General features: G+C 60.3%; 21 protein-coding genes. 14 read left to right on the forward strand and 7 right to left on the reverse strand.

Features of this window, described 5'->3' with window-relative positions; translation table 11 throughout:
* Nucleotides 1-57: 57 nt before the first annotated feature.
* Nucleotides 58-882, forward strand: coding sequence for an IclR family transcriptional regulator (locus tag ACEN8Q_RS30995; RefSeq protein WP_413422703.1), 825 nt, complete (start codon nt 58-60; stop codon nt 880-882).
* Nucleotides 883-1,025: 143 nt separating this feature from the next.
* Here the strand turns inward: ACEN8Q_RS30995 and ACEN8Q_RS31000 are convergent, their stop codons facing one another.
* A complete protein-coding gene (locus ACEN8Q_RS31000; protein ID WP_413704205.1) occupies nt 1,026-2,690 on the reverse strand; it encodes an electron transfer flavoprotein-ubiquinone oxidoreductase in 1,665 nt (554 codons plus the stop codon).
* 548 nt (nt 2,691-3,238) lie between these two features.
* Between ACEN8Q_RS31000 and ACEN8Q_RS31005 the strand changes: the two genes are divergently transcribed.
* From ACEN8Q_RS31005 to ACEN8Q_RS31050, 10 genes are all read left to right on the forward strand, one after another.
* Nucleotides 3,239-3,988: an electron transfer flavoprotein subunit beta/FixA family protein gene (locus ACEN8Q_RS31005; protein WP_110749773.1), complete on the forward strand. Its 750-nt coding sequence runs from the start codon at nt 3,239-3,241 to the stop codon at nt 3,986-3,988.
* The gene (locus ACEN8Q_RS31010; RefSeq protein ID WP_339555659.1) at nt 3,989-4,918 is read left to right on the forward strand and encodes an electron transfer flavoprotein subunit alpha/FixB family protein; all 930 of its coding nucleotides are present in this window, start codon (nt 3,989-3,991) and stop codon (nt 4,916-4,918) included.
* Nucleotides 4,919-5,120: 202 nt separating this feature from the next.
* Entirely contained in the window at nt 5,121-5,957 is an 837-nt protein-coding gene (locus ACEN8Q_RS31015) for a substrate-binding periplasmic protein (protein WP_413704206.1), read from the forward strand.
* Nucleotides 5,958-5,966: 9 nt separating this feature from the next.
* Nucleotides 5,967-6,323 (forward strand): DUF4398 domain-containing protein, encoded by a 357-nt coding sequence (locus ACEN8Q_RS31020; RefSeq protein ID WP_413704207.1) that lies wholly within the window; start codon nt 5,967-5,969, stop codon nt 6,321-6,323.
* Nucleotides 6,320-7,132, forward strand: a complete 813-nt coding sequence (locus ACEN8Q_RS31025; protein ID WP_413422712.1) for an OmpA family protein — start codon at nt 6,320-6,322, stop codon at nt 7,130-7,132. The genes ACEN8Q_RS31020 and ACEN8Q_RS31025 overlap by 4 nt, the downstream gene beginning before the upstream one ends.
* A 201-nt stretch (nt 7,133-7,333) precedes the next feature.
* Entirely contained in the window at nt 7,334-8,773 is a 1,440-nt protein-coding gene (locus ACEN8Q_RS31030; protein ID WP_007973699.1) for a PLP-dependent aminotransferase family protein, read from the forward strand.
* An 80-nt stretch (nt 8,774-8,853) separates the two neighbouring features.
* Nucleotides 8,854-9,333 carry a translation initiation factor 2 gene (locus tag ACEN8Q_RS31035; RefSeq protein WP_413422714.1) on the forward strand — a complete coding sequence of 160 codons (480 nt, stop codon included), beginning with the start codon at nt 8,854-8,856 and terminating at the stop codon, nt 9,331-9,333.
* Nucleotides 9,334-9,498: 165 nt separating this feature from the next.
* The gene (locus tag ACEN8Q_RS31040; RefSeq protein ID WP_008017747.1) at nt 9,499-9,753 is read left to right on the forward strand and encodes a YkgJ family cysteine cluster protein; all 255 of its coding nucleotides are present in this window, start codon (nt 9,499-9,501) and stop codon (nt 9,751-9,753) included.
* Between the two features lie 41 nt (nt 9,754-9,794).
* Nucleotides 9,795-10,400: an START domain-containing protein gene (locus tag ACEN8Q_RS31045; RefSeq protein ID WP_413704208.1), complete on the forward strand. Its 606-nt coding sequence runs from the start codon at nt 9,795-9,797 to the stop codon at nt 10,398-10,400.
* Nucleotides 10,401-10,740: 340 nt separating this feature from the next.
* On the forward strand, nt 10,741-12,834 hold the full coding sequence (locus ACEN8Q_RS31050; RefSeq protein ID WP_413422718.1) for an LTA synthase family protein: 2,094 nt from the start codon (nt 10,741-10,743) through the stop codon (nt 12,832-12,834).
* Nucleotides 12,835-12,893: 59 nt separating this feature from the next.
* On the opposite strand, the gene ACEN8Q_RS31055 is transcribed toward ACEN8Q_RS31050, so the two are convergent.
* Complete coding sequence (locus ACEN8Q_RS31055) at nt 12,894-13,046, reverse strand: DUF3309 family protein (protein WP_413422720.1); 153 nt, start codon at nt 13,044-13,046, stop codon at nt 12,894-12,896.
* A 285-nt stretch (nt 13,047-13,331) separates the two neighbouring features.
* On the opposite strand from ACEN8Q_RS31055, the gene ACEN8Q_RS31060 reads away from it, so the two are divergent.
* From ACEN8Q_RS31060 to csrA, 3 genes are all read left to right on the forward strand, one after another.
* Entirely contained in the window at nt 13,332-14,147 is an 816-nt protein-coding gene (locus ACEN8Q_RS31060) for an SDR family oxidoreductase (RefSeq protein ID WP_413422722.1), read from the forward strand.
* 64 nt (nt 14,148-14,211) lie between these two features.
* A complete protein-coding gene (locus ACEN8Q_RS31065; protein WP_413422724.1) occupies nt 14,212-14,544 on the forward strand; it encodes a YnfA family protein in 333 nt (110 codons plus the stop codon).
* A 153-nt stretch (nt 14,545-14,697) separates the two neighbouring features.
* Nucleotides 14,698-14,883, forward strand: a complete 186-nt coding sequence (gene csrA / locus ACEN8Q_RS31070) for a carbon storage regulator CsrA (RefSeq protein WP_413422726.1) — start codon at nt 14,698-14,700, stop codon at nt 14,881-14,883.
* A 5-nt stretch (nt 14,884-14,888) separates the two neighbouring features.
* On the opposite strand, the gene ACEN8Q_RS31075 is transcribed toward csrA, so the two are convergent.
* The 5 genes from ACEN8Q_RS31075 to mnmC form a co-directional block, all read right to left on the reverse strand.
* Entirely contained in the window at nt 14,889-15,116 is a 228-nt protein-coding gene (locus ACEN8Q_RS31075; RefSeq protein ID WP_008017754.1) for a YheU family protein, read from the reverse strand.
* A gap of 229 nt (nt 15,117-15,345) precedes the next feature.
* Nucleotides 15,346-16,530: an osmoprotectant NAGGN system M42 family peptidase gene (locus tag ACEN8Q_RS31080; RefSeq protein ID WP_413422728.1), complete on the reverse strand. Its 1,185-nt coding sequence runs from the start codon at nt 16,528-16,530 to the stop codon at nt 15,346-15,348.
* Between the two features lie 158 nt (nt 16,531-16,688).
* Complete coding sequence (gene ngg / locus ACEN8Q_RS31085; protein WP_413422730.1) at nt 16,689-18,437, reverse strand: N-acetylglutaminylglutamine synthetase; 1,749 nt, start codon at nt 18,435-18,437, stop codon at nt 16,689-16,691.
* Between the two features lie 3 nt (nt 18,438-18,440).
* Entirely contained in the window at nt 18,441-20,213 is a 1,773-nt protein-coding gene (locus ACEN8Q_RS31090; RefSeq protein ID WP_413422732.1) for an N-acetylglutaminylglutamine amidotransferase, read from the reverse strand.
* 170 nt (nt 20,214-20,383) lie between these two features.
* Complete coding sequence (gene mnmC, locus ACEN8Q_RS31095; RefSeq protein WP_413422734.1) at nt 20,384-22,363, reverse strand: bifunctional tRNA (5-methylaminomethyl-2-thiouridine)(34)-methyltransferase MnmD/FAD-dependent 5-carboxymethylaminomethyl-2-thiouridine(34) oxidoreductase MnmC; 1,980 nt, start codon at nt 22,361-22,363, stop codon at nt 20,384-20,386.
* Between the last annotated feature and the right edge of the window lie 116 nt (nt 22,364-22,479).

Consider the following 22,479-nt stretch of genomic DNA (forward strand, 5'->3'; position numbering starts at 1 on the left):
TGGCATCCGGGCGACCATAATGCCGCCCGTTCACTCGCTCAACGGTAAAGGCTGGATATGCAGGAAGACGCCCCAAAAATCGCCAAGGACGCCGCGCCGACCGGTACCCAGACCCTGCTTCGCGGGTTGGGTGTGGTCCAGGCCGTGGCCAGCGGCGCCCGCGATCTCAAGGAAATCGCCCGGCTGATCGGCACTACGCGCAGTACCACCCATCGCCTGGCCAGTTGCCTGGTCGACGAGCGTTATCTGCGGGTGGTGCCGCAAGTCGGTTATCTGCTGGGGCCGAAACTGATCGAGCTGGGCTTTCAGGCCCGTGAAGAATTGCCCTTGGTGACCCTGGCCGGGCCGTATCTGGATGAGCTGTCGGCGTTGACCGGCGACACCGTGCACCTGGGCATTCGCGAAGGCGACGAGGTTTTGTACCTGCTGAAGAATCCGGGGCGCAATGGTCCGGAAATGCGTTCGCGGGTCGGCCATCGCATGCCGTTGGCACGCACCGGGATTGGCAAGGCGTTGATGCTCGATGATTCGCCGCAGGATTGGCAGCGGCTGTACGACATCAGCCTGCCAGCGGGTGGGAAAAGTCAGTTCTGGCCGCAGCATCCCCAGCAGTCTTGGGAACAGCTTGAGCAGCGCATGACCGAGTACGTGGCCGGTGGCTACGCGTTCGATCTGGAAGACAATGAACCGTCGATCCGCTGCGTGGCGGCGCCAATTCGTGATGCGAGCAAGCGCATTGTGGCGGCGATCAGCATTGCCAGCACCGTGCCTTACATGCCACTGGAAAAAATGGCCGAGCTGATTCCCCTGATCAAAGGGGTCACGGCGCGGCTGTCGGCGGAGCTCGGTTGTAGGAGCGAGCTTGCTCGCGAAGGTCGATAACGCTAACGCGTATTGTCTGAATGCACGCGGTGTATTGGCGTTTTTCGCGAGCAAGCTCGCTCCTGCAGGCAATGATGTAATGCCCGGAATTGCGGGCAACAAAAAGGCCCCCGTTTCGGGAGCCTTGATGTTCGCGGTTCGGCTTACATGTTCGGGTAAGTCGGGCCGCCGGCGCCTTCCGGCGCCACCCAGGTGATGTTCTGTGCAGGGTCCTTGATGTCGCAGGTCTTGCAGTGAACGCAGTTCTGGGCGTTGATCTGGAAGCGCTTCTCGCCGTCTTCCTTGGTGATTACTTCGTACACGCCGGCCGGGCAGTAGCGTTGGGCCGGTTCGTCGTACAGCGGCAGGTTCTTGGTGATCGGGATGCTCGCATCAGCCAGCTTCAGGTGACACGGCTGCTCTTCTTCATGGTTGGTACCCGAGATGAACACCGAGCTGAGTTTGTCGAAGCTGATCTTGCCGTCCGGTTTCGGGTAGTCGATCTTCTTGCAGTCGGCCGCCAGTTTCAGGCACGCGTAATCCGGCTTGGTGTCGTGCAGGGTGAACGGCAGTTTGCCGCCGAAGATGTTCTGGTCCAGCCAGTTGAAACCGCCACCGACGATGGCGCCGAACTTGTGGATCGCCGGGCCGAAGTTGCGGCTGGCGAACAGTTCGTCGTAGAGCCAGCTCTTCTTGAACGCGTCAACGTAGGTGGTCAGTTCTTCGGTGCCGTCCTTCTCTGCGAACAGTGCGTCAGCCACCGATTCTGCGGCGAGCATGCCGGACTTCATCGCGGTGTGGCTGCCCTTGATCTTGGCGAAGTTCAGGGTGCCGAGGTCGCAACCGATCAGCGCGCCGCCCTTGAAGACCATTTTCGGCAGCGAGTTCAGGCCGCCCTTGCAGATGGCGCGGGCGCCGTAGCTGATGCGCTTGCCGCCTTCCAGGTACTGCTTGAGCACCGGGTGATGCTTGAGGCGCTGGAACTCGTCGAACGGCGACAGGTAGGTGTTGCTGTAGGACAGGTCGACGATCAGGCCGACGACCACCTGGTTGTTTTCCAGGTGATAGAGGAACGAGCCGCCGGTGTTCTCGGCGCCCATGATGTCCATCGGCCAACCGGCGGTGTGCACCACCAGGCCTGGCTGGTGTTTGGCCGGGTCGACTTCCCAGATTTCCTTCAGGCCGATGCCGTAGTGCTGGGCGTCGGCATCGCTGTCGAGGTTGAAACGCTTGATCAGTTGCTTGCCGATATGGCCACGGCAGCCTTCGGCGAACAGCGTGTATTTGCCACGCAGTTCCATGCCCGGGGTGTACAGGCCTTCCTTCGGATTGCCTTCGCGGTCGACACCGAGGTCACCGGTGATGATCCCGCGCACCACGCCATTCTCGTCGAACAGCGCTTCCTGAGCGGCGAAGCCCGGGTAGATCTCCACGCCCAGGTTCTCGGCCTGCTGGGCCAGCCAGCGGCACAGGTTGCCCAGGGAGATGATGTAGTTGCCTTCGTTGTGCATGGTCTTGGGCACAAAGAAGTCTGGAACTTTCTGCGCGCTTTCAGCGTTCTTCAGAACGAAGATGTCGTCGCGGGTGACGGGGGTGTTCAGCGGCGCGCCGAGTTCCTTCCAGTCCGGGAACAGTTCGTTCAGGGCGCGTGGTTCGAACACGGCACCGGACAGAATGTGAGCACCGACTTCGGAGCCTTTTTCGACCACGCAGACGCTGATTTCCTTACCGGCTTCGGCGGCCTTCTGCTTCAAGCGGCAGGCGGCGGAAAGACCAGCGGGGCCGGCACCGACGATGACCACGTCGAATTCCATGTATTCGCGTTCCACAGGTTATCTCCTACTCAAGGCTCAACAGTTTTTTTTCTAATTTGGAGGTTGGGTGTCGCATCCATGAATCCCGGCGCAGCGCCGGAAGCGGACAATCGATTGACCACCTTTCTCTTTGGGTGGCGCATTATATCTACACCACTCTCAGCGTCCAATACAAACGTTTGTTTGAATTGGCTCAAAGCCAGAGAAATCAAAGTCACGCGCCTTATGAACGGCTGTTTTGGCGTATTGACCGGAATAGGCGTTCCGGTCAAGATACGGGCGGTTTTGCGCTCGCCGTAGGCTGACTGTTGGTTTCAAGAGCACCTCTAAAGACAGGGCGATGGCAGTAGAGAGTGATGCGCCGCGCGGGTTTGCTGTGCAGTTTACACGCCGCGATGTTGAATGACTTGTCAGTCACCACTGACGAACGGTCATCCACAGCATGAGCGTTGGTCACTTGACACATTTGCCGGCGTTTTTGGAGGTGCCCTTGCGCCCGATGAGCATCAACCGCCAGGTTCGCCTAGGCGACTTTCTTTTCACCGGAGAGTAACGAGGAATCCATGAAGGTTCTTGTAGCTGTCAAACGCGTTGTGGATTACAACGTCAAGGTTCGCGTCAAGGCGGACAATTCCGGCGTCGATCTTGCCAACGTCAAGATGTCGATGAACCCGTTCTGCGAGATCGCCGTGGAAGAAGCCGTACGCCTGAAAGAGAAGGGTGTTGCGACTGAAATCGTCGTCGTCTCCGTAGGCCCGTCCACCGCTCAAGAGCAACTGCGCACCGCGCTGGCTCTGGGTGCCGACCGCGCCATCCTCGTCGAGTCCGCCGAAGACCTGACTTCCCTGGCCGTTGCCAAGCTGCTGAAGGCCGTTGTCGACAAGGAACAGCCTCAGCTGGTGATCCTTGGCAAACAAGCCATCGACAGCGACAACAACCAGACCGGCCAGATGCTCGCTGCATTGAGCGGCTACGGTCAGGGCACGTTCGCTTCGAAAGTCGAAATCAGTGGCGACAGTGTTGCCGTGACTCGCGAAATCGACGGCGGCGCGCAGACAGTTTCCCTGAAACTGCCGGCCATCGTCACCACCGACCTGCGTTTGAACGAGCCGCGCTACGCGTCTCTGCCAAACATCATGAAAGCCAAGAAGAAGCCTCTCGAGACGCTGACTCCGGACGCTTTGGGCGTTTCCACCGCCTCCACCAACACAACCTTGAAAGTCGAAGCGCCGGCTGCACGCAGCGCGGGTATCAAGGTCAAGTCGGTGGCTGAACTGGTCGAGAAACTGAAAAACGAAGCGAAGGTAATCTAAATGACTATCTTGGTTATTGCTGAACACGACAACAAAGTGCTGGCCCCGGCCACGCTGAACACCGTTGCTGCTGCCGCCAAAATCGGTGGCGACATCCACGTTCTGGTTGCCGGCCAGGGCGCTGGCGCCGTGGCTGAAGCCGCTGCGAAAGTGGCTGGCGTGGCTAAAGTGCTGGTGGCCGACAACGCCGCCTACGCTCACCAGTTGCCGGAAAACGTTGCTCCGCTGGTTGCAGAGCTGGGCAAGGGTTACAGCCACATCCTGGCTGCCGCCACTTCCAACGGCAAAAACATCCTGCCGCGCGTTGCCGCTGCACTGGACGTTGACCAGATCTCCGAGATCATCTCGGTAGAAAGCGCTGACACCTTCAAGCGTCCGATCTATGCCGGTAACGCCATCGCTACCGTTCAATCGAACGCTGTGGTCAAAGTGATCACCGTGCGTGCCACCGGTTTCGACCCGGTTGCAGCTGAAGGTGGTTCGGCTGCCGTTGAAGCCGTTGGCGCTGCTCACGACGCTGGTATCTCCAGCTTCGTTGGCGAAGAGCTGGCCAAGTCCGATCGTCCGGAACTGACCGCTGCCAAGATCGTCGTTTCCGGCGGCCGCGGCATGCAGAACGGCGACAACTTCAAACACCTGTATGCCCTGGCCGACAAGCTGGGCGCAGCCGTGGGCGCTTCCCGCGCCGCGGTCGACGCAGGTTTCGTACCGAACGACATGCAGGTCGGTCAGACCGGCAAGATCGTTGCTCCACAGCTGTACATCGCCGTCGGTATCTCCGGCGCGATCCAGCACCTGGCCGGCATGAAAGACTCCAAAGTGATCGTGGCGATCAACAAGGACGAAGAAGCGCCGATCTTCCAGGTGGCCGATTACGGCCTGGTGGCGGACCTGTTCGAAGCCATCCCTGAGCTGGAGAAGCTGGTCTAATCCGGCTGCTTCACTTATAAAGAGCCCGGCCTTTTGGCCGGGCTTTTTTTTGCCCTTCATTTACCTGTAGGAGCGAGCTTGCTCGCGATGGACTCAAATGCGCCGCGTTTTTCCAGAATGAACGCGTCATCGTTAACGTACATCGCGAGCGAGCTCGCTCCTACAAGGGGGGCATCACCAGGTTTGAGTGGAGTGTGTCGTCATGGATCTGCGCCTTGTGTGGAGCATGCTGGGATTGACGCTATTGCCGGCGCTGTCTTTTGCCGCAGGCAAATGCGAACGCCTGGTGGTAACCGGCAGCCCGGACGCGCCACCGTACCTGTGGCAAGACCCGCAGAATCCCAAACACCTGATCGGTGCAAGCGCCGATTTGCTGCAGCAAGTGGCGGGTGAGTTGGGGCTCAAGGTCGAACTGCTTTATGCCGGCAAACGGGCCCAGGCCCTTGACGAAGTGCGCAGCGGGCGAATGGATATGCTGGCGGACGCAGCCTTGACGGTCAGCGAGCTGGAAACCCTGGATTACATCCATCCACGCTTACTGGAAAACGACTATCTGGTCTGGACGCGCAAGGACTCGACGCTGGTCTACAACCAGGCACAGGACCTGCACGGCCACCCCGGAGCCGTGTCGGAAAAGGCCCGATTGACTCCGCAATTCAGCACGTTTGCCGGACAGCAATTAACCCTCGCACGTACGTCCAGCCTGACCCAGGCCTTTCAGAAACTGCTGTTGGGTGAGGTCGAGTTCGTACTGGCAGGACGTTACTCGGGCATGGCAACCGCACAGACACTGGGCATGGCCGGTGATTTGGTCGCACGCTCGCAACCGGTCGACAAGCCTGGCCTGTACCTGGCGATTTCCCATGACTCGGCCTGCAACGATCCGTGGTTGCGCGGACAGTTGGCCAAAAAGATGACAGAATTGCCCGCGTCCGGACTGACGGAGACCGTGCTGATGCGCAACATCGAGCGTTGGAAGGCACAGCGCTCACAATCGCAGCAATCCTCGCAACAACCCGTCAGTACCCCAAAACAGTAGGGATATTTAGTGAGTATTCGACCTCTTTTCGCTGCCGTGGCCTTTGTGCTCCTGGCCGGTTGTGCAGCCGATCCTGCGCCGAATGAACAGATTCGCCTGACCGAACAGGCACTCGAACAGGCCAAGGCTGTGGGCGCCACCGCTGACGATGTGCCGGAAATGAAACTGGCCGAAGACAAGTTCAACCGCGCCAAGGGCAACATGACTGACCAATCTTTCAAAAACGCACGCATGCGGGCCGAACAGGCCGAGCTCGATGCGCGTCTGGCTGAGGCCAAGGTGTTGACGGCCAAGAGCGAGGAACAGTTGAACGTGCTTGACGCCCGTATCGCCCGCCTGCGCAAGCAACTGGGAGATGCCGAATGAGCCTCAAGAGCAAAGCCGTCGGCGGTTTGATCCTGGCCGGCTGCGCCGTGCTGTCCGGTTGCGCCAGCCAGCACAGCGAGAGCGCGTTGCAGCAGGCTGGAGCCGACTTTCAGAAGGTCAAGGAAGATTCCAATGTGCTGCGAATCGCCCCCAAGGACGTGATTCGCGCTGGTGAGTCCCTGGCCCGCGCCGATCGTTTGTCCAGCTATTGGGGCAGCGGTTCGGACGTGGTGCATTACGCCTACCTGAGCCAGCGCTATAGCGCCATTGCCCGGGAGCACACCAATCAGGCGCTTAACGAAGAGCAAGCGGCGAAGCTCGAACTGGAGCGGCAGCGCCTGCAACTGGCACTGCGTGAATCCAAACTGTTCAGTGTGCAGCAGCAGGGCAAATGGCTTGAAGAACAGATCCTGGCATTGACGACCGCCCAGACCGACCGTGGTCTGGTGATGACACTGGGCGACATGTTGTTCGACACGGGCGAAGCGGAATTGAAACCTTCGGCCAACCGCGTGGTGCTGAAGATTGTGCAGTTCCTGCAACTCAACCCCAAGCGCGTGGTGCGGATCGAAGGTTATACGGACAGTACCGGGGGCAAACAGGAAAACCTCAAGCTGTCCCGTGACCGCGCACAATCGGTGGCTGACGTGCTGATGGACCTGGGCATCGACGACAGGCGCATCCAGGTCGAGGGTTATGGTGACGAGTATCCGGTGGACGCGAATGCGTCGGAACGGGGGCGAGCGCAGAACCGTCGGGTGGAAATTGTGTTTTCCGACGAAAAAGGCCAGCTCGGCGCTGCCCGCTAGGGGTTGCGTCGCTGGAAAGCCCGGCCTGCCACGCAGCGCCGGGTTTTTTTATGCCTGCCGATTACCGCACAAAACAGTACAGATTTTGCTGACACTGCACTGTACGGTCGACTATTGTGGCAACTGTCCCCGTACACTTCTAAACTGTTCCGGTATTGTTTCACACAAGAATAAAATGCCCGTGAAATCGAGTGCTGCGTCATGACCAATCTTTTGCTCTATCAACGTATTGCTCAACAACTGGCCGAAGACATCCGCCGTGGGGTCTATCAGCCGGGAGAGCGCGTGCCTTCGGTGCGCAAGATGAGCTCGCAGCTCAATGTCAGCCATGCGACGGTGTTGCAGGCGTATGCCAATCTCGAAGATCAGGGGCTGATCCGCGCCCGGCCGCAGTCGGGTTACTACGTGCACCAGACGCCGGCACTCACCGCACCTACGCCGGACATCGCCCGGGTCGAGCGCCCCGGCCTGGTCACCCGCAGCAGCATCATTCAACAGGTTTTGGTGGAATCCCGTCGCGAAGGCGTGTTCCCGCTGGGCGCAGCAGTACCGAGTGTCGACTATCTGCCGGTGCGGGCACTGCATCAGCAATTGGCCAAAGTCACCCGTTTCCATAGCCCGCGGGCCTTCAGTTACATGTTCAGCCCCGGTTTCGAGCCGTTGCGCCGACAAGTGGCGATCCGCATGCGCGATGCCGGCGTGGTGGTCGATCCGTCGGAAGTGGTGATCACGCACGGCTGTGTCGATGCGCTCCAGATGTCTTTACGCGTGTTGACCCGTCCGGGCGATCTGATTGCGGCCGAGTCGCCGACCTATTACGGGTTGCTGCAACTGGCCGACCTGTTGGGCCTCAAGGTCATCGAGATCCCCAGTGATCCAGCCACGGGCATGAGCCTGGAAGCCCTGCAACTGGCAGCCAACCAGTGGTCGATCAAGGCGTTGGTGCTGACCACCCGGCTGAGTAATCCATTGGGCGGCACCATGCCTGAAGAGCGGCAGAAACAACTGCTGCGCCTGGCGTCGGATTTCGATATCCAGATTGTCGAAGATGATATCTACGGTGAGCTGATGTTCGAGCAGGGGCGCACCAAGTCCCTCAAGGCCTACGATCGGCTGGACCGGGTGATCTATTGCTCAAGCTTCTCTAAAACCCTGTCGCCGGGAGTGCGGATCGGCTGGATGATTGCCGGTAAGTATCAGCAGGAAATTCAGCGCTTGCAGACGTTCAGTACGCATTCTGCGTGCAGCGTCACCCAGATGGGTATCGCCGCTTACCTGGAAAATGGCGGGTACGATCGGCATTTGCGCTTCATCCGCCAGGAATACCGCAAGAACCTCAGTGCCTTCCAGCTGGCGGTGCAGCAGTATTTCCCGGAAGGCACGCAGATGACCCGGCCTACCGGTGGCTTCATTCTGTGGGTGAGTCTGCCGGGCCGAGTCAACACCCAGGAGTTGCACGTGCGGGCCTTGCAGCAGGGCATCAGTATTGCGCCGGGACTGATTTTCAGTAATACCGAGCAATTCAATCACTGCATTCGCCTCAATTGCGGCACGCCATGGAACCGTGAAGCCGAGCGTGCGTTGATGACCCTGGGCATGCTGGCCACCCAACTCTGCCAGGAGATGGCCGGCGGTTTGTAACAGGCTGCTACTGTGCTTGTCTTGTGGGCTGCAACAGGCGAGCATATGCACCTCTGCCGTTTGCACCCACCGTGGGATACATGAAACCTATTCTTCCTGCCGCCTGGCTATTGCTCTGTCTGTTTGCGAGTATTCAGCCGGCATCCGTCGTTGCCGCTTCCGAGCAGGAACAGGCCACCGGCAGTTTCCACGTAGCACCGATAAAAGCCGAACCCGCAAAAAAAGCCTCGTCGGCCAAAAAACCGGCGACGCCCGCGAAAAAGCATCCACCCATTGCCTCCAAGTCGAAACCGGCCAGCGAAGTGGTAAAGACTGAGCTTCCATCCGCCAATCTGGACCTGAGCTTGCCCAAGGATATGGTTCAAGAACTGAAGCCTGTCGGAACGGTACCGTTGACCAAGCGTGAATCGCTGTTGCCCCAGATGTTCGGTGACAAAAGCGGTAGCAGCCCGTTCCAGCTCAACGGACGCCTGCTCAGCAATGAAATGCAGCTGCAACTGCGCAATGAAGAGCGCCGCGAGGTCGAAGGCGCAGCACTGGATTTCGAGTTCAAACAGTAAGTCGTCAAGATCCACGTGCCGCAGGACAGACGCTTTGTCGGAGACTGCATGGTCACGTTCGTTTGCGTTGAAAAACCCGCTCGCAGGTAATTTAAAACAACTGTTTTAGCGGGTACTCTGTGCCCCGTCCTTTAACACATTGCTCGTCGCGAGGAGCTTGTCGTCATGAAATGCCGTGAGGGCTGTGGCGCGTGTTGCATTGCCCCATCCATCAGTTCACCGATTCCCGGTATGCCCAACGGCAAAGCCGCGGGGCAGCGTTGCCTGCAACTTTCCCCGGATAACCTGTGCAGCATTTTCGGCCAGCCGGAACGGCCGGCGGTGTGTTCGGCCTTCGAGGCCGACCCCGAGGTGTGCGGAAGCAGCAGCGAGGAAGCCATTCGGCTGATCGGCTGGTGGGAGCAAATGACGGCGGCGTGATGTGTTTTACGAACGGAACTTCAACAATAAGGAATAAGACTATGGGTTCGCTGCATCGTATTGCTGTGCTGTGTGGTTTGACGGTCGTGCTGGCCACCTCGGCGGCCCGGGCCGAAGACTGGAAAGTCGCGAAAAACGAAGACGGCATCAAGATCTCCCTGAGTGAAGTGGCCGGGTCCGACTACAAGGCCTACCAGGGCGTCACGCTGATGAAGACCACCGTGGCCAAGCTGCGTGCGTTGCAGGAGGATGTGCCCGGAGCCTGTGCCTGGATTCACGAATGCAAAACCCAGAAGCTGCTCAAGCACGAAGGTGACCAGAGCTGGACCTACACTCAGTTCAACACCCCGTGGCCGGTTACTCCGCGTGATTCGGTGCTGCACGTCACCACCATCGAAGGTGCCGATGGCAGCCTGACCCGCAAGCTCGAAGGTGTACCGAAATACATTCCTGAAGAAAAAGGCTTCGTCCGGGTCGCCAAAGTCAATGGTTTCTGGAAGTTCGTACCCAAGGGCGACCAGATCGAAGTGACCTATCAGGTGCACACCGAACCGGGCGGCAGCGTGCCGTCGATGGTGGCCAACAAGTTTGTGGTGGATGCCCCGTTCAATACCTTGAAAGCCCTCAAGGAACGCGCCGAGAAGTAACGGTTTCGTTCTTTCAAGATGATTTCGTAGCGCCCCGACCGGTTCGGGGCGTTTGCATTTTTGACGGGGGAGGTGGGCGCTTTAATTTGTTTCCGAATATGCGTTGCACGAAATTTTCACCAAGTCTCCAAGACAATTCGCCGGCTCTCCCGCCACACGCTGCATAGTCCTGAATGCAGGATGAAAGAGTCGGGATGAGGGTAGTAATCAATGGCAATGCAGCCGTTGATCGTGCAACATTTGCGCACCGCGCAAACCCCGGGCCTTGTTACGGGCCGAAAAGAGGGCAAGGCGCAGCTGTATTTTCGAAACTTAAACTTCCAATGGGTCCTAAAACGACATGGCAATCCCGGACGCCCTGAATCAGCAGCGAGCCTCTAGTCGCCTGCTGCAACCGACCGTCAAATCGCATCTGGCCTACACGCTGTTGTGTGCCTTGGTCATGATGGTCATGTTCAGCCTGCTGCGCGTCGCGCTGCTGGTTTACAACCGCTCGATGATCCTCGACACACCGGCCTCGACCTTCCTCGAGGCATTCGCCAACGGTCTGCGCTTCGACGTGCGTCTGGTGGTCTATCTGAGCATTCCGTTGCTGCTGGCATTGTTCAGCGCCCGGGCCATGGCGGCACGCGGGCTGTTCCGTCTCTGGCTGACGATCGTCTCCAGCATCGCGCTGTTCCTGGGCCTGATGGAAATGGACTTCTACCGTGAGTTCCACCAGCGCCTCAACGGCCTGGTCTTCCAGTACGTCAAGGAAGATCCGAAAACCGTGATGAGCATGCTCTGGTACGGTTTTCCGGTGGTTCGCTACCTGCTGGCATGGGCCGTGGGTACCTGGATCCTGAGCCTGGCATTCAAGGGCGCCGACCGTGCAACCCGTCCCCGTGGCCCATTCAGTGGCGGCAGCATCGGCACCCGCCAGGTTGCCCCATGGTATGCGCGCATTGCGGTATTCGTGGTGTGCCTGCTGATCTGCGTGGTTGCCGCACGTGGCACCCTGCGCCAAGGCCCGCCATTGCGTTGGGGTGACGTCTACACCACCAACTCGATTTTCGCCAACCAGTTGGGCCTCAACGGTACCCTGCAATTGGTGGCGGCTGCCAAGAGCCGGATGTCCGAGGAACGCGACAACATCTGGAAGGCCACCTTGCCGCAGGAGCAAGCCCAGCAAATCGTGCGTGACATGTTGGTGCTGCCGGACGAAAAACTGGTCGAGGCCGACATGGCCGCCGTACGTCGTGACTACACGCCACCGGCCGACAAGACGCTGCCGATCAAGAACGTCGTGGTGATCCTGATGGAAAGCATGGCCGGTCACTCGGTCGGAGCGTTGGGTGGCCCGGACAACATCACGCCGTACCTCGACAAACTGTCGAAGGAAGGCCTGATGTTCGACCGCTTCTTCTCCAACGGTACCCATACCCACCAGGGTATGTTTGCCACCATGGGTTGCTTCCCGAACCTGCCGGGTTTCGAATACCTGATGCAGACCCCGGAAGGCAGCCACAAGCTGTCTGGCCTGCCGCAATTGCTCAGCGCCCGTCACTATGACGACGTGTACGTCTACAACGGCGATTTTGCCTGGGACAACCAGTCGGGGTTCTTCAGCAACCAGGGCATGACCAACTTCATCGGCCGTAACGACTTCGTTAACCCGGTGTTCTCCGACCCGACCTGGGGCGTGTCCGACCAGGATATGTTCGATCGCAGCCTGCAAGAGCTCAAGGCGCGGGAAAACGGCAAGCCGTTCTATGCGTTGCTGCAAACCCTGTCCAACCACACGCCATACGCTTTGCCGACGCCATTGCCGGTCGAGCGCGTGACCAATCGCGGCACCCTGAACGAGCACTTGACCGCCATGCGTTATGCGGACTGGGCGCTGGGCCAGTTCTTTGAAAAGGCCCGCAAGGAGCCGTACTTCAAGGAAACCCTGTTCATCATTGTCGGTGACCACGGTTTTGGCAACGAACAGCAGATCACCGAAATGGACCTGGGCCGCTTCAACATCCCGATGCTGATGATCGCACCGGGCATCCAGGAGAAGTTCGGCCAGCGTGACCACACCGTGGGCACCCAGATCGACATCGTACCGACCATCATGGGCCGCCTGGGCGGCGAAACCCGCCAGCAATGCTGGGGCCGCGACCTGCTCAACCTGCCTGAGGGCGACAAGGGTTTTGGTGTGATCAAACCTTCGGGTAACGAGCAGACCACGGCCATCCTCAGCGACGACCAGATCCTGGTGTTGCCGAAGGAAAAGGACATGGCGCCAAAGTTGTACCAGTATGAAATGGGCGCTACGCCGCACGCCGAGATCATTGACGATGCACCGCGTACCGCCGAGTTGAAACTCAAGCTCGAAGCGTTCCTGCAAACCGCGACCAAGAGCCTGCTGGACAACACCGCCGGTGTCGTTCACGGCACGCCGCAGTAAGTTGTGACGCAATGGAAAAGAGGCCCTTCAAGGGCCTCTTTTTTTTGTCTGGCGAATTTTTATATTCGCCCGAGCAAGAGCAGGATCAACAGTACCACCAACACCACACCGAGGATTCCGGATGGGCCATAACCCCAACTTCTGGAGTGCGGGAAGACCGGTAAACCACCGATCAGTAACAGGATCAGAAGGATGATCAGTATTGTGCTCATGTCTGTTTCCTTGTTGAAAATGCAGCGGATTGACCATGCCAATCAAGGTCAGTGGGATTGAATTGAATTCGAGCTGCTTAAAAAGTCCGACTCTCGCGCTTGCAGGATAATTCCAGGTTATTTTCAAGTAATTTGAACAGGCCTTTAACTTTCTTGTTGTTGCATCAGTTGCTTCAGGCACTCCCGCGGTTTGCTCGGGCCATTCAGCAATCTGATGGAGCATGGGTCGGGCAATTTCCTTCGCTACACTCGATGCATCTTCCGAGAACAACAAGGCTGTTTGCTATGCAAAATCGCATGATGATCACTGGTGCAGGCTCTGGCCTGGGTCGCGAAATCGCGCTGCGCTGGGCGCGTGAAGGCTGGCAACTGGCCTTGTCGGACGTCAGCGAGCCCGGCTTGCAGGAAACCCTCAAGCTGGTCCGCGAAGCCGGTGGTGATGGTTTTATCCAGCGCTGCGACGTGCGCGACTACAGCCAGCTGACGGCGTTCGCCCAGGCCTGCGAAGTCAAGCTCGGTGGCATCGATGTCATCGTCAACAACGCGGGCGTAGCGTCTGGCGGCTTCTTCAGTGAGTTGTCCCTGGAGGACTGGGACTGGCAGATCGCGATCAACCTGATGGGCGTGGTCAAGGGCTGCAAGGCTTTCCTGCCGCTGCTGGAGAAAAGCAAAGGCAAGATCATCAACATCGCGTCCATGGCCGCGCTGATGCAAGGTCCGGCGATGAGCAACTACAACGTGGCCAAGGCGGGCGTGGTGGCGTTGTCCGAAAGCCTGCTGATCGAACTGGCGCATCAGGAAGTCGGCGTGCATGTGGTGTGTCCGTCGTTCTTCCAGACCAACCTGCTGGACTCGTTTCGCGGCCCGACACCGGCCATGAAAGCCCAGGTCGGCAAATTGCTGGAGAGCTCGCCGATCAGCGCCGCCGACATCGCCGACTACATCTACCGGCAGGTCGCTGCCGGCGAGTTCATGATCCTGCCCCACGAACAGGGCCGCATGGCCTGGGCGATGAAGCAGAAGAACCCGCAACTGCTCTACAACGAAATGACCGCCATGGCCGACAAAATGCGCGCCAAGGCCAGGCAATCCGCAAGCTGATCTTGCTCGCAGGCAACGCTGTGGTTAGGGTGGCCGCCATCGGCCATCCTAGCGAGACACGTGCATGCTCAATTACCTGTGGTTTTTCCTCGCCGCGCTGTTCGAGATTGCCGGTTGTTTCGCCTTCTGGATGTGGCTGCGACAGGGTAAAAGCATGTGGTGGGTAGTACCGGCGCTATTGAGCCTGACCCTGTTCGCCCTGCTGCTGACCCGTATTGAAGCCACCTACGCCGGCCGCGCGTACGCCGCTTACGGCGGCATCTACATCATTGCGTCCATCGGCTGGTTGGCCGTGGTCGAGCGGATTCGTCCGCTGGGGTCGGACTGGCTCGGCGTGGCGCTGTGTGTGGTCGGCGCAAGTGTCATCCTGTTCGGGCCGCGATTCTCCGCGTCCTGACGGATCGGCCTTACAATCAAGCGGCCTGTCAGACCTTTCTGTAAGCCTTGTGCGTGATGGCTGTCAGTCCGGTCTGGATTGCTGTCGGAGCATTGTAGGCCTGCAGCGAGCTGGGCATCTTCAAGGGCCAGTAACCCCTGAAGGACACTCCTCATGCTCGTACTCACCCGCGTTGTGGGCGAAACCATTTCCATCGGTGAAAATATTTCCGTGCGTGTTCTCGCGATCAACGGAAGCAACATTCGCTTTGGCGTCGAAGCGCCTCAGGAAGTCAACGTGCACCGCTGCGAAATCTACGAACGGATCCAGAAAAAACTGGCGAAAACCAAGGAACGCTGAACACTTCAGTCAAACAGGTGCTTGGGCACGTCGTGCTTGAGCATCAGTTGGCATTGCTCGCTTTCCGGGTCGAAGACAATCAGTGCCTGCCCCTTGGTCAAGGCCTGGCGCACGCGCAGTACGCGGGTTTCCAGTGGCGTGTCGTCACCATTGTCCGTGCCGTCGCGGGTCACGAAATCCTCGATCAGGCGGGTGAGGGTGTCGACTTGAAGTTGGTCGTAGGGAATCAGCATAGGCACCTCGGTTGGATCAATGGCGCGATGCTACGGCGAATGTCCGGTATCGGCTAGCCTGGGATCCTGTGTTGTCTGATCTGCCGCCTTCGCGAGCAAGTCGAATCGTCGCACCGCCGCTCCCACAGTTGACCGAGTTCTTTCATGGGAATGCGGTCGAATGTGGGAGCGGGCTTGCTCGCGAAGACTACCTGTCAGACACCGAATATCTCAGCGTTGCAACTCAACTCTACGACCGCTGCCCCACCAGGCTGTCCACCGAAGGCACCCGCGTATCGCTTTCCATCTGGGTATCGTGTTCGAGCTGATGGCTGAAGCGGTCCAGTGACCCTTTGGCCGGTTGCGCATCGCTGGCAAACACTGGCGGGCTGAGGATGTACGCACCGAGCAGGCGACTCAGGGCGGCGAGGCTGTCGATATGGGTACGTTCGTAACCATGGGTGGCGTCGCAGCCGAAGGCGAGCAGGGCGGTGCGAATGTCGTGGCCGGCGGTAACCGCCGAATGTGCATCGCTGAAGTAGTAACGGAACAGGTCCCGGCGCGCCGGCAGCTCGTTGTCGCTGGCCAGGCGCAGGAGGTGGCGCGACAGGTGATAGTCATAGGGCCCGCCGGAGTCCTGCATCGCGATGCTCACCGCGTGCTCGCTGGAGTGTTGGCCGGTCGCGACCGGTGCAATGTCGATGCCGACGAATTCACTGACGTCCCAGGGCAATGCCGCCGCGGCGCCACTGCCGGTTTCCTCGGTGATGGTGAACAGCGGATGGCAGTCGATCATCAGGTCCTGGCCGCTGTCGACGATGGCTTTGAGCGCTGCCAGCAGCGCGGCCACCCCGGCCTTGTCGTCGAGGTGGCGGGCGCTGATGTGGCCGCTTTCGGTGAACTCCGGCAGCGGGTCGAAGGCGACGAAGTCGCCGACGCTGATGCCCAGCGACTCGCAGTCGGCGCGGGTGGCGCAGTAGGCGTCCAGACGCAATTCGATGTGATCCCAACTGATCGGCAGCTCATCCACGGCGGTATTGAACGCGTGCCCGGACGCCATCAGCGGCAAGACGCTGCCGCGGATCACGCCGTTGTCGGTAAACAGGCTGACCCGACTGCCTTCGGCAAAGCGGCTGGACCAGCAGCCGACCGGCGCGAGGGTCAGGCGACCGTTGTCCTTCACCGCCCGCACCGCCGCGCCGATGGTGTCCAGGTGGGCGGAAACGGCGCGGTCAGGGCTGTTCTTCTTGCCCTTGAGCGTGGCGCGAATGGTGCCGCGGCGGGTCATTTCGAAGGGAATGCCCAGTTCTTCAAGGCGCTCGGCGACGTAGCGCACGATGGTGTCGGTGAACCCGGTGGGGCTGGGAATGGCGAGCATTTCCAGCAGGACTTTTTGCAGGTAGCCGAGGTCCGGTTCAGGGATTTTGCTGGTCATGGAAACTCCTGATGAGTTGAGGCCATCGATGGTTTCGATGAGAAGATTTTTGGCTGCCAGTCATGCCGCCTTCGCGAGCAAGCCCGCTCCCACTTTGGATCGCATTCCCCTGTGGGGGCGGGCTTGCTCGCGAAGGGGCCAGCCCAGGCAATGCATCACTAAAAGACCACCGGCTGACTGTGCGGAAACAACAAGTCCACAAATCGCTCCGCCGTGGGCTGCGGTTCATGATTGGCCAGCCCGGCCCGCTCGTTGGCTTCGATAAACACGTATTCGGGCTGATCGGCGGCGGGCACCATCAAATCCAGGCCGACCACGGGAATGTCCAGCGCCCGCGCGGCGCGGATGGCAGCATCTGCCAGCGTCGGATGCAAAATCGCAGTGACGTCCTCGAGAGTCCCGCCGGTATGTAGATTTGCCGTGCGCCTTACGAACAGACGCTCGCCGGCCGGCAGAATGCTGTCGTAGTCATGACCGGCTGCATTCAAGGTGCGCCGGGTCTCGTGATCCAGCGGGATCTTGCTTTCACCACCCGTGGCCGCTTGTCGCCGCCGGCTCTGGGCTTCGATCAAGGCGCCGATGGAGTGTTGGCCGTCGCCGACCACCTCGGCTGGCCGGCGAATGGCGGCCGCGACCACTTCATAACCGATCACCAGAATCCGCAGGTCAAGGCCTTCGTGGAAGCTTTCCAGCAGTACGCGGCTGTCGAATCGGCGGGCGGCTTCGATGGCTTGCTGGACTTCTTCGATGGTCTGCAAATCCACCGCCACGCCTTGGCCCTGTTCGCCGTCCAGCGGTTTGACCACCACTCTGAGGTGCTCATCGAGGAACGCCAGATTGTCATCGGCGGTACCGGCCAGTTGCTGCGCCGGCAGGTTCAACCCGGCAGCCTTGAGCACTTTGTGGGTCAGGCTTTTGTCCTTGCACAGGCTCATGCTGATGGCGCTGGTCAGGTCGCTCAGGGATTCACGACAGCGTACCCGGCGCCCGCCATGGCTGAGGGTGAACATCCCGGCGTCGGCGTCATCGACTTGCACATCGATGCCACGACGGTGTGCTTCCTCGACAATGATCCGCGCATACGGATTGAACGCGGCCTCCGGGCCGGGCCCGAGAAACAGCGGTTGATTGATACCGTTCTTGCGCTTGATGGCGAAGGTCGTCAGGTTGCGAAAACCGAGCTTGGCGTAAAGGTTTTTCGCCTGGCGGTTGTCGTGCAGTACGGACAGGTCGAGGCAAGCGAGCCCGCGACTCATGAAATGCTCGATCAGATGCCGCACCAGCACTTCACCGACACCCGGCCGCGCACAATGCGGGTCGACCGCCAGGCACCACAGGCTGCTGCCGTTTTCCGGATCGTTGAAGGCCTTGTGGTGGTTGAGGCCCATGACGCTGCCGATGATCGCGCCGCTGTCCTCGTCTTCGGCCAGCCAGTACACCGGGCCGCCCAGGTGACGCGCAGTGAGCAGGGTGGGATCGACCGGCAGCATGCCGCGCGCCTGATACAGCTGATTGATCGCCTGCCAGTCGGCATCGCTTTGCACGCGTCGAATGCGGAACCCGCGAAACACCCGGGTCGCTTGGCGATAATCGCTGAACCACAGACGCAAGGTATCGGACGGGTCGAGAAACAGCTGTGTCGGCTCCAGCCCCAGCACTTGCTGGGGCGCGGCGACGTACAGCGCAATATCCCGCTCGCCGGGCTGTTCGTTGAGCAACTCCCCGGCGAGGCTTGCGGCATCGGCAAAGGTGTGGCCGATCAACAAGCGCCCCCAGCCGCAATGCACGGCAATCGGAGCTCCGCCGAGTTCACTGCGATCCTCGGCCAGACGAGCCTGCAAGCGTTCGTAGGAAGGTGACTGGCCGCGCAACAGGCGTTGGCTGAAAGCCGTGGCATGAGGTTTCATCGGTCATATTCCTTGTTCGCTGAGCCACAGGTTGAGGGCCGCCAGTTGCCACAGCTTCGAACCGCGCAACGGCGTCAATTGTCCCTGTGGATCAGTCAGCAGACGGTCGAGCATCGCGGGGTTGAACAGCCCGCGATCCTGGCTGGGATCGAGCAGCAACTCGCGCACCCATTCCAGCGTATCGCCCTGCAAATGCTTGAGGCCCGGCACCGGGAAGTAACCTTTCTTGCGGTCGATCACTTCACTGGGAATCACTTGTCGCGCAGCTTCTTTCAAGACCTGCTTGCCGCCGTCCGGCAGTTTGAAGCGCCCCGGAATCCGTGCCGACAACTCCACCAGGCGGTAGTCGAGAAACGGCGTGCGTGCTTCCAGACCCCAGGCCATGGTCATGTTGTCGACGCGCTTGACCGGGTCGTCCACCAGCATCACCGTGCTGTCCAGGCGCAAGGCCTTGTCCACCGCGGCATCGGCACCGGGCTGGGCGAAATGGGCTTTGACGAAGTCACCGGCGGCGTCATTCGCGGTCAGCCATTTCGGTTGCACGGTGGCGGCGTAGTCGTCGTAGCTGCGATCGAAAAACGCTTCGCGGTACGCGGCATACGGATCACTCGCTCCGTCCACTTGCGGATACCAGTGGTAACCGGCGAACAGTTCATCCGCGCCCTGGCCGCTCTGGACCACCTTGCAATGTTTGGCCACCTCCCGTGACAACAGGTAGAAGGCGATGCAGTCATGGCTGACCATCGGTTCACTCATGGCCCGGAACGCGGCGGGCAGCTGCTCGATGATCTGTTTTTCATCGATGCGCAATTGGTGGTGCCGGGTGCCGTAGTGTTTGGCGATCAGGTCCGAATACTGGAACTCGTCACCGCGCTCGCCACCGGCGTCTTGGAAGCCGATGGAGAAGGTCGACAGGTTGTCCACGCCGACCTCCCGTAACAAGCCCACCAACAGGCTTGAATCGACGCCACCGGACAGCAGCACGCCGACATCCACCGCCGCACGCTGACGAATCGCCACCGCTTCGCGAGTGCTGTCGAGTACACGGTCGCGCCAGTCTTCGAGGGTCAGGTTCATCTCATCGGCATGCGGGCCGTAGGGCAGGGTCCACCAGGTTTTCTGCTCGGTGCGACCATCGGCTTCGATGCGCATCCAGGTGGCCGGCGGCAGTTTTTCGATGCCCGCCAGCAAGGTGCGCGGTGCCGGGACCACGGCGTGGAAATTCAGATAATGATTGAGCGCTACCGGATCGAGAAGCGGATTGATGTCGCCGCCCTTGAGCAGTGCCGGTAGTGCGGAAGCAAAGCGCAGGCGCTGGCCGGTGCGTGACAGGTACAACGGTTTCACGCCGAGACGGTCGCGGGCGATGAACAGGCATTGGGCATCGCGTTCCCAAACAGCCAAGGCAAACATGCCATTGAGCTTCGGCAGCAGGGCTTCGCCCCAAGCGTGATAACCCTTGAGCAACACTTCGGTGTCGCCAGCGGAATAGAAGGCGTAACCCAGGCTTTCAAGCTCGGCACGCAGTTCGGGAAAGTTGTAGATCGCGCCGTTGAAGGCCAGGGACAAGCCCAATTGCGGGTCGATCATCGGCTGCGCCGAGCCGTCCGACAGGTCCATGATTTTCAGGCGCCGATGGCCCAGGGCAACCGGTCCCTGGCTGTGAAAGCCCCAGGCGTCGGGGCCGCGAGGGGCCAGGTGATGGGTGATTCGCTCCACGGCTGCAAGGTCTGCAGGTTGATGATCAAAACGTAACTCGCCAGCTAATCCGCACATAAATTCCTTACCGGTTTTTCCGTTGGGGAGGGTCAATCGATACCGCGCCAAAACGGCGGGCACTCAGAAACTGACCCACCTCGGTAAGGGGAGTTTTAGATTAATGAGTTATAAGCTGGCGAGACCCGAGCCGAGAGCCGCTGTGCGGGCGCCCTCGACGGCGGTATCGACTATTTGCCCCGGATCAGGCGTCGCAGGGCAAACCGATTGGGGTGACAGGCTTCGGCCACGCTTCTGGGCAGCGGCAGGGGCTCATTGTCCAGCCACGCCGCCAGCAGTTCCCCGGACAATGGCGCAGTGATCAGGCCACGCGAACCGTGGCCGCTGTTGACGTATAAGCCGTCGAGCCACGGGCATGCGACGTCGGGCACCTGCCGGGCATCCTTGCTCAGTGCGGCATAGGCTTGGGCAAACGACTGCGCGTCGGCCAACGGGCCGACGATCGGCAGATAGTCGGGGCTGGTGCAGCGAAAGGCGGCGCGACCCTGGAGGCTTTCGGGGTCGAGGCGGTCGATCGCCAGACGGGAGACCAGATCACGGGAAATCTCTTCGAGCATGGCCAGGTTGCCGAGGTGTTCTGCGGTGGTCGGCGTCAGGTCATCGCTCTTGAAATCGAAACTGGCCCCCAGGGTGTGTTCGCCCGAACGGGCAGGGGCGACATAGCCTTCGGCACACACTACGGTGTTCAGGGCGAGGCTCTGCGGGGTTTGCGTCAGACGGGTGATTTGCCCGCGAATGCGTTTGAGCGGCAACCCGGCGCTCTCGGGGAAACGCTGGATTTCAGCAGCACCGGCAAGCACCACCACGGGTGCACTGGCAAGCAAACGCTCGCCGTCCCAGGCTTGCCACTGGCTTTCAACCTTGCGCAGTTGCAGTACATCGTGATGGGTGAGCAATTGAATCTGTGGATGCGCAGCCTGCCACTGGCACAACGCCGGTGGATGCACCCAGCCGCCTTCGGGATAGAACAGGCCGCCGTGTGCCAGGCCGACTCCGGCCACGGCCTGTGCCTCAGGTTGACCCAGCAGGTGCAGCAGGTCCGGCGCAAACGCTGCCGCCAATTGCACCTGGCGTTCGGCTTCCTTGGCATTGAACGCCAGTTGCAGCACGCCGCAATCATCCCAGTCGCGACCCCGTTGCAAGTGTTCGAGCAGTCTGCGGGTGTAGCCAAAACCGCTGACGATCATTTGCGACAGCGCCGTGCCATGGGCCGATAACTTCAGGTAGAGCACGCCCTGTGGGTTGCCCGAGGCTTCCTGGGCAATGGCGTCGTGGCGTTCCAGCAATGTCACTTGCCAGCCCCGTGCGGCAAGGCTGGCGGCGCTGGCACAACCGGCCAGCCCGGCACCGATCACCAGTGCCTGACGCTCGCCGGCCAGCGGAGCGGGGTGGGCAAACCAGGGTTTGTCCTGGGCCGGGGCCGGCGTTTCCCGGGGCCAGCCGAGGAACTCGCCGCGCAGGATTTCCCATTTGTGGCCGATGCCGGGGGTGCGTTTCATCTTGAAACCGGCGGCGTTGAGCAGGCGCCGCACCCAGCCAGTGCTGGTGAAGGTGCTGATGGACGCGCCGGGAGCGGCCAGGCGCGCCAGTTCGGCAAACAGTTCGGCGGTCCACATGTCGGGGTTTTTCGCCGGAGCGAAACCGTCGAGGAACCAGGCGTCGATTCGGGCATCGAGTTGGGGCAGTTGTTCCAGCGCATCGCCGATCAGCAGGGTCAGGGTGACGCGGCCGTTGTCCAGCGTCAGGCGCTGAAAACCCTGATGGATCGCCACGTACTGCGCCAGCAACTGATCGGCAAACACCTTGAGTTCCGGCCACAGCGCCAGGGCACGTTGCAGGTCGGCCGGGCTCAACGGGTATTTTTCGACGCTGACAAAATGCAACCGAGCCCCGGCCGCCGCGTGTTGCTCGAACACCTGCCAGGCGCACAGGAAATTCAGCCCGGTGCCGAACCCCGTTTCACCGATGACCAGTCGCCCGCCCTCGGGCAAGGCCGCAAAGCGTTCGGCCAGGCGGTTCTGCTCGATAAAGACATAGCGGGTTTCGTCCAGCCCCGACTGGTCGGAGAAATACACATCGTCGAACACTCGCGAATACGGGCGACCTTGGTCGTCCCAGTCGAGCTGGGCGTGGGGCAATACAGGTTTCATGGCAGGCTCGGTAACGGCAAGGTCGCCATTCTAGCCGATCGGCGGAGTGGCCAAGCTCTTTGTGGCGAGGAGGACCCTCAGGAAAATCTCTGCTGGCCTTCAGTTCAATCCGCTAG

This window comes from Pseudomonas sp. Pseusp16, assembly GCF_047324915.1.
In the GTDB taxonomy this organism is placed as follows: domain Bacteria; phylum Pseudomonadota; class Gammaproteobacteria; order Pseudomonadales; family Pseudomonadaceae; genus Aquipseudomonas; species Aquipseudomonas fluorescens_CD.